The sequence below is a fragment of the Streptomyces sp. NPDC054840 genome (genome assembly GCF_053611065.1).
This window is the reverse complement of sequence record NZ_JBSGZP010000435.1, coordinates 1-6414: the sequence shown is the minus strand read 5'-3', so window position 1 is coordinate 6414 and position 6414 is coordinate 1. Positions and strand designations below refer to the sequence as shown.

Below are 6414 nucleotides of genomic sequence, written 5' to 3'. Positions count from 1 at the left end.
GTCGCGGCCTTCGCCGTGTCGGGGCGAGCCGGACTCAGTGGAAGAAGTGCCGGGTCCCGGTGAAGTACATGGTCACACCGGCCTTCTTCGCGGCCTCGACGACCAGCTCGTCACGGACCGAACCGCCCGGCTGGACCACGGCCTTGATGCCCGCGGCCGTCAGGATCTCCAGCCCGTCCGGGAACGGGAAGAAGGCGTCGGAGGCCGCGTACGAGCCCTGCGCGCGCTCGGCCCCCGCCCGCTCGACGGCCAGCTTCGCCGAGTCGACACGGTTGACCTGGCCCATGCCGACGCCGACCGAGGCGCCGTCCTTCGCGAGCAGGATCGCGTTGGACTTGACGGCCCGGCAGGCCTTCCACGCGAAGGCCAGCTCGGCGAGTTCCGCCGGGGACAGGGCGTCGCCGGTGGCCAGGGTCCAGGCGGCCGGGTCGTCGCCCTCGGCCTGGAAGACGTCCGACTGCTGGAGCAGCACGCCGCCGGAGACGGGCTTGAGGTCGCCCGGCTGGTGCGGGTGCCCGTCCACCTTCAGGACGCGGATGTTCTTCTTCCTGGCCAGGATCTCGACCGCGCCGTCCTCGTAGGCGGGGGCGGCGATGACCTCGGTGAAGATCTCCGCGACCTGCTCAGCGAGCTCGACGGTCACCGGGCGGTTGACGGCGATGACGCCGCCGAAGGCCGACAGCGGGTCGCAGGCGTGCGCCTTGCGGTGGGCCGCGGCGACGTCCGTGTCGACCGCGATACCGCACGGGTTGGCATGCTTGATGATCGCGACACAGGGCTCTTCGTGGTCGTAGGCGGCGCGGCGCGCGGCCTCGGTGTCCACGTAGTTGTTGAAGGACATCTCCTTGCCGTGCAGCTGCTCCGCGTTGGCGAGTCCGCCCGGCTGTCCGTCCGTGTAGAGGGCGGCGGCCTGGTGCGGGTTCTCGCCGTAGCGCAGGGTCGACTTGCGCTCCCAGGCGCCGGCCAGGAACTCGGGCAGGACCGCCTCGGGCTCCGGGGCGTACGCGTTCGTGAACCAGGAGGCCACGGCCACGTCGTAGGCGGCGGTGTGCTGGAAGGCCTCGGCCGCGAGCCTCTTGCGGGCGGTGAGGTCGAAGCCGCCGCCCTGGGCCGCCGCGATGACGTCGGCGTAGCGGGCCGGACTGGTGACGACCGCGACCGAGGGGTGGTTCTTGGCGGCGGCACGGACCATCGACGGGCCGCCGATGTCGATCTGCTCCACACACTCGTCGGGGGTGGCGCCCGACCGGACGGTCGCCAGGAAGGGATAGAGGTTGACGATCACCAGGTCGAAGGGCTCGACGCCCAGCTCGGCGAGCTGGTTGCGGTGGTCCTCCAGGCGCAGGTCGGCGAGGATGCCGGCGTGCACGCGCGGGTGCAGGGTCTTGACCCGGCCGTCCAGGCACTCGGGGAAACCGGTCAGCTCCTCCACCTTGGTGACGGGCACCCCGGCGGCGGCGATCTTGGAGGCGGTGGAGCCGGTGGAGACGAGCGCCACCCCCGCCTCGTGCAGCCCGCGGGCCAGCTCTTCCAGTCCCGTCTTGTCGTAGACACTGACGAGCGCACGCCTGATCGGCCGCTGGGTCGTGGTCGGGTCGTTGCTCTCTACGGCGGTCACTGGATTGTTACCTTTCGTCCCTCAATGCGGTAGCCGTGCCGGGCCAGACGCCCCACGACATCGACGAGCAGCTGGCGCTCGACTTCCTTGATGCGCTCATGGAGAGCGGCTTCGTCTTCCTCGTCCCGCACCTCGACCACACCCTGGGCGATGATCGGACCGGTGTCCACGCCGCTGTCCACGAAGTGGACCGTGCAGCCGGTGACCTTCGCCCCGTAGGCGAGGGCGTCCCGTACACCGTGTGCGCCGGGGAAGGCCGGGAGGAGGGCGGGGTGGGTGTTGATGAACCGGCCGCCGAAGCGGTCGATGAACACCTGGCCCACGATCTTCATGAATCCGGCGGACACGACGAGGTCCGGCGCGTACGCGTCGGTCGCCTCGGTGAGGGCGACATCCCACTCCGCGCGGCTGCCGTAGCTCTTGACCGGGCAGACGAAGGTGGGAATCCCCGCCTTCTCCGCCCGCTCCAGGCCGGCGATGTTCTCGCGGTCGGCCCCCACGGCGACGACTTCGGCGCCGAAGCCCTCGGATCCGCCGGGGTGGGCGTCGATGGCATCGAGCAGGGCCTGGAGGTTGGTGCCGGAACCGGAGACCAGCACGACCAGGCGGGAGGCGGCCATGGGAGGCCCTTTCTCGCGTGATTGCGGTGTTCGTCTTGTGTGGTCATACGAAACTTCGGGGTACCGGTATATGGGGAACCATACGAAGCCACCGACCGCCTGCAACGATACCGGTACACCGGACAGCCCCCGAGGGACGGGGGGACGGCCGGGCGGTAGCGTCTGCGTACAAGCCGCAAACTGGCCTCACCTCGCCACGACGTCCCGCGACGTCCATGACACAGGGGAAGAAACACACCCGATGCCGGACCGCCGTCAGCCCGACTCCCCCACCGACGACAACCCCTTCGCGGCTCCGCCGGAAGGCCGGCCCGACCAGCCGTGGCAGCCGCGCAGCGGCGGTGGTGGCGACGACGACGGTGACGGCCCGAAGGATTCGGACGGCCGGCGGGGTCCGGCGCGCTGGGACCCGACGGACCCGGTCCAGCGCCGCGCCCGCTACGCGCTGCTGGCCGGCATGTGGGGCTTCTTCTTCGGGATCTTCGGGATCCCGTCGGTCGGACTGCTGCTCGGGGCACTCGCCCTGTACTGGGGAGTCAGCGCACTGCGCGGCAAGCCCGCACCGGCGACCGCCGAGGGCGCTCCCGCGGCACCGGCCGGCCTGGACGCCCTTGGCCCGGCGGCCCGGCCGCAGCGCACCGCGGCGGTGAGCGGCCTGGTCACGGCCTCGCTGGCAATCCTGCTGGCGTTCAGCTCGTACGCGCTGCAGCTCGCCTACAAGGACTTCTACGTCTGCCGCGACGACGCCCTCACCAAGTCGGCGGAACTCCAGTGCAACACCCTCCTCCCGGACAACCTGGTGGGCGACGTCCTGAAGGTCCGCCAGTAGAACGGGCGCGGCCCCTTCCGGGCAGTCGCTCCTTCCGGGCCGGCCGGCCCTCGCGGCCGTGCCGGCGTTCGAGGCGCGGGCGCCGGGGGCGGAGCACCCGCTGCGGCGCCGCCCGCCCCCACCCGAACGGCCTACTCCGGTGGCGGCTTCCGCCGGGCCAGCACGCGCGCCCCCACCACCGGCGGAGCCAACGGCGCCGACACCGGCTCGACCGGCTCGACCGGCTCGGCCAGCTCGGCCAGCTCGACCGGCTCGACCGGCTCGACCGGCTCGACCGGCTCGACCGGCTCGACCGGCTCGACCGGCTCGACCGGCTCGGCCGGCCTCGGCGCCAGCAGGCCCGGATCCAGATCCAGATCCAGTCCGGACACCACCGTCACGGCCCGCCGCCCCCGCACCGCCGGAACCGCCGGAGGCACGGGCACGGGCGCGGGCGCGGGCACAGCCGCCGACGGCACGGCCAGGTCCGGAACCAGCGCCCCCGCAGCCTTCCGCAGCGCCGCCCACCGGATCTCCCGCACCCCGCTGTCGTGCCACCCGTCGCCTACGGTCGGCGCTTCGTCGCCATCCGGAGCGCCCGGCCCGATGGCCGGGCGGGTCCGCCACGCGTGCACCGCCACCGCGACCGGCACGGCCAGTACCGCCGTCCAGGCGAAGGCCGCCACGCCGGTGGCCCACCACACCGGCCCGAATGCCGACAGCCGCCGCGAGCCCAGCGGCCCCGCCGAGGCAGCCGCGAGCCCGGTCATCGTCAGGCCGCACACCACCGCACCGAGGGCCGCCGTGAGCGCCGTCTCCCCGTACGAGACCTCGCGCGCCCGGCGTACCGCGAACCAGCCCACCGCGAGCCCGGCGACCACCGGCACTCCGGCGACGGCCCAGGTCAGCGGGGTTCCGGGCCCCTCGGCCGGGAGCGCCGCCAGCAGCGGGAAGTGGGGCAGTCCGGGCGCGCCGGGGAAGCCGAGGGGGGTGGCCGTCACGTCGGCGCCCAGGGCGAAGCCGGGCCCGAGGGCGTAGGCCGCGCCCCAGACCATGGCGTTGGGGATCAGGGTGAGGGCGAGCAGCAGGACGGCGAAGCGGCCCGACCACACCCCGGTCAGCGACAGGAAGGAGTCCTGGACCTCGGCGCCGTGCCAGGCGAGCGAGGCTCCGACGACGAGCGCGCCGCCGCCCAGGAGTACCAGGGCACCGCCCGCGCCCGCCCGGAGCGCAAGCGCGTAACGGGGGCGCACAACAGCCTTCCGCATGCCCCCTGGTAGCCAGGACGGCAGCGGCCCGAGCGGACGCCCCCTGGCTCCCCAGACCCCGCCGGCGGCAGCGAGGACGGCCACCAGCGGGATGTGCCAGGCCGCGCTGATGGGGTCGGCCGACATGGGGCCGCCGGCGGCGTACACCGTGACGAGGGCCCCGACGGCGAGATATCCGCAGAGCACGGCCGAGAACACGGCTCCGGCGGGCAGCACCTCGTCGTCCTCCTCGGCGGCGCTCCCCAGCCGGGCGGCCCGCCGCATGAGCAGTACGGGCAGCGCGACGAGGAGCAGGGGCGTCATTCCGACGGGCGCGGGGACGCCGGACAGGGTGTCGTAGCGCACCAGCTCCGTCCCATGGGCGAGCAGCCACAGCCCGGCGGCCAGGTGCAGGGCCCCGCCGGGGCCGCTGTCGGGGTAGGGGGAGCTGATCCACAGCACGATGACGAGCACGGCGAGGAAGCCGAGCCCGAGTCCGGCCGCCACGGCGCCGCCCACGACGCATGCGGCGGCGGCCGGTGAACGGCGCCGCACGCCGGCTCGCGGGGCCGCTGACAACGGGGTCCCGCGTTCGGTCACTTGGGTCACCCCGCCATGGTGCCAACGACACGCGCTATGGACGGGTAACAGGCGAATGTCCGTGGTGTCGCTCAATATACGCTTATGTACTTTTTCGCCCAGAACTGCCGGTTTGCGGGGAGTGTGGCATGACACGAAGCGTCGAGACGACCTCCCCAGAGGACTCGGAGCTGAGCCTGCCCGCCCCCAAGGAGCGCCGCAGACTGCGCGAGGCGGCGCAACTGACGCACGATGAGGTCGCCGCGGCCGTGGGCGTCACCGCGGCGACCGTCCGCTCGTGGGAATCGGGCCGCACGGCCCCCCGCGGGCGCAAGCGCGAGCTGTACACGCAGTTCCTGGCGCGCCTTGCCGCCCAGCGGCAGGACGGTGCTCCCGCCGGGGCGTCCGAGGACGCGAAGACGGCCAGGGCGGTGGAGGAACCAGCCGCGGACCCACCGGCCCCGGACGCGCCGGGGGTGGAGGAACCAGCCGCGGACCCACCTGCCCCGGAGGCGCCGACGGCGGACAGGCCGACCGCGGAGGACCCCGCCGCGGACAAGCCGACCCCCGACGCGCCGCCCGCCGACACGCCGACTCCCGACGCGCCGACCCCGGACGCGCCGACCCCGGACGCGCCGACCCCCGACGCACGGACCGGGCCCGACCAGCTCTCCGCCGAGTCCCCCGCAAGGGTCCCGGTGCCGGGCCCGGCCGAGGCCTTCGACGCCCTCTACGCCCATGCCGCCCGCGACCTCGCCCGGCAGGCCTACCTGCTCACCGGCCGTCGGGCGCTCGCCCTGGAGGCCGTGGAGAAGGCGTTCGTGCAGGCCTGGGACCGGTGGCCCGAGGTGGCCGCCGACCCGGACCCGGTGGGCTGGGTGCGCGCGATCGTGTACGAGTACGCGCTCTCGCCCTGGCAACGCTTCCGCCGCGCCCACCGCCATCTCGACAAGCCGCCCCCCGAGCCCGCCGACCGGATCCTGCTCGACGCCCTGCTCTCGCTGTCCCCCGCGAACCGCCGTACCGTCCTGCTCTACGACGGCGTCGGCCTCGACCTCCCCGACACCGCCGCCGAGACCGAGGCGACCACACCCACCGCGGGCATCCGGCTCGTGCACGCGCACGCCGACCTCGCCGACCGGATCCCCGAACTGGCCGACGTACCGCTCGAAAAGCAGTCCGCGCTGCTGCGCGACCTGTTCACCGCGTTGCTACCGGCCGTCGACCTCGAACCGCGCCCGGCGTCCGCCGTCCGCGGCGGCGGCGAGCGGCGCACCCGGCTGTGGACCCGCGCGACCCTCAGCCTGACAGCGATGATCGCCGTCTCGACGGCCTACACGCTCATGACCGCGCCCACCCACTACGAGCCCCCACTGGCACCCGGCGAGAGCGTCTCCGGGGTCCCCCCGCTCGCCGGCCCCCAGCAGCTCACCGAGCACGGCAAACAGCTCCACGACAAGCTGCTCGCCGACCCGGAGGCCGGACCGGCGCGGATCGCCCCGCGCATCGGATGAGAGACGGGCGTGGCCCGCACCCCCTGGG

Annotated in this window: 5 protein-coding genes; 2 read left to right on the top strand and 3 right to left on the bottom strand. The window is 73.9% G+C overall.

Going from position 1 to position 6414, the window contains the following annotated elements; genetic code table 11:
* Positions 1 to 34: 34 nt before the first annotated feature.
* Together purH and purN are read right to left on the bottom strand one after the other, a co-directional pair.
* Entirely contained in the window at positions 35 to 1618 is a 1584-nt protein-coding gene (gene purH / locus ACWGIU_RS26115) for a bifunctional phosphoribosylaminoimidazolecarboxamide formyltransferase/IMP cyclohydrolase (RefSeq protein WP_453709660.1), read from the bottom strand.
* Positions 1615 to 2238 (bottom strand): phosphoribosylglycinamide formyltransferase, encoded by a 624-nt coding sequence (gene purN, locus ACWGIU_RS26110; protein ID WP_453709658.1) that lies wholly within the window; start codon positions 2236 to 2238, stop codon positions 1615 to 1617. Before purN ends, purH begins: the two co-directional genes overlap by 4 nt.
* A 241-nt stretch (positions 2239 to 2479) precedes the next feature.
* On the opposite strand from purN, the gene ACWGIU_RS26105 reads away from it, so the two are divergent.
* Complete coding sequence (locus ACWGIU_RS26105; RefSeq protein ID WP_453709656.1) at positions 2480 to 3067, top strand: hypothetical protein; 588 nt, start codon at positions 2480 to 2482, stop codon at positions 3065 to 3067.
* A 131-nt stretch (positions 3068 to 3198) separates the two neighbouring features.
* Here the strand turns inward: ACWGIU_RS26105 and ACWGIU_RS26100 are convergent, their stop codons facing one another.
* Complete coding sequence (locus ACWGIU_RS26100; RefSeq protein ID WP_453709654.1) at positions 3199 to 4902, bottom strand: cell division protein PerM; 1704 nt, start codon at positions 4900 to 4902, stop codon at positions 3199 to 3201.
* 119 nt (positions 4903 to 5021) lie between these two features.
* On the opposite strand from ACWGIU_RS26100, the gene ACWGIU_RS26095 reads away from it, so the two are divergent.
* The gene (locus ACWGIU_RS26095; RefSeq protein ID WP_453709652.1) at positions 5022 to 6386 is read left to right on the top strand and encodes a helix-turn-helix domain-containing protein; all 1365 of its coding nucleotides are present in this window, start codon (positions 5022 to 5024) and stop codon (positions 6384 to 6386) included.
* Positions 6387 to 6414: the final 28 nt, after the last annotated feature.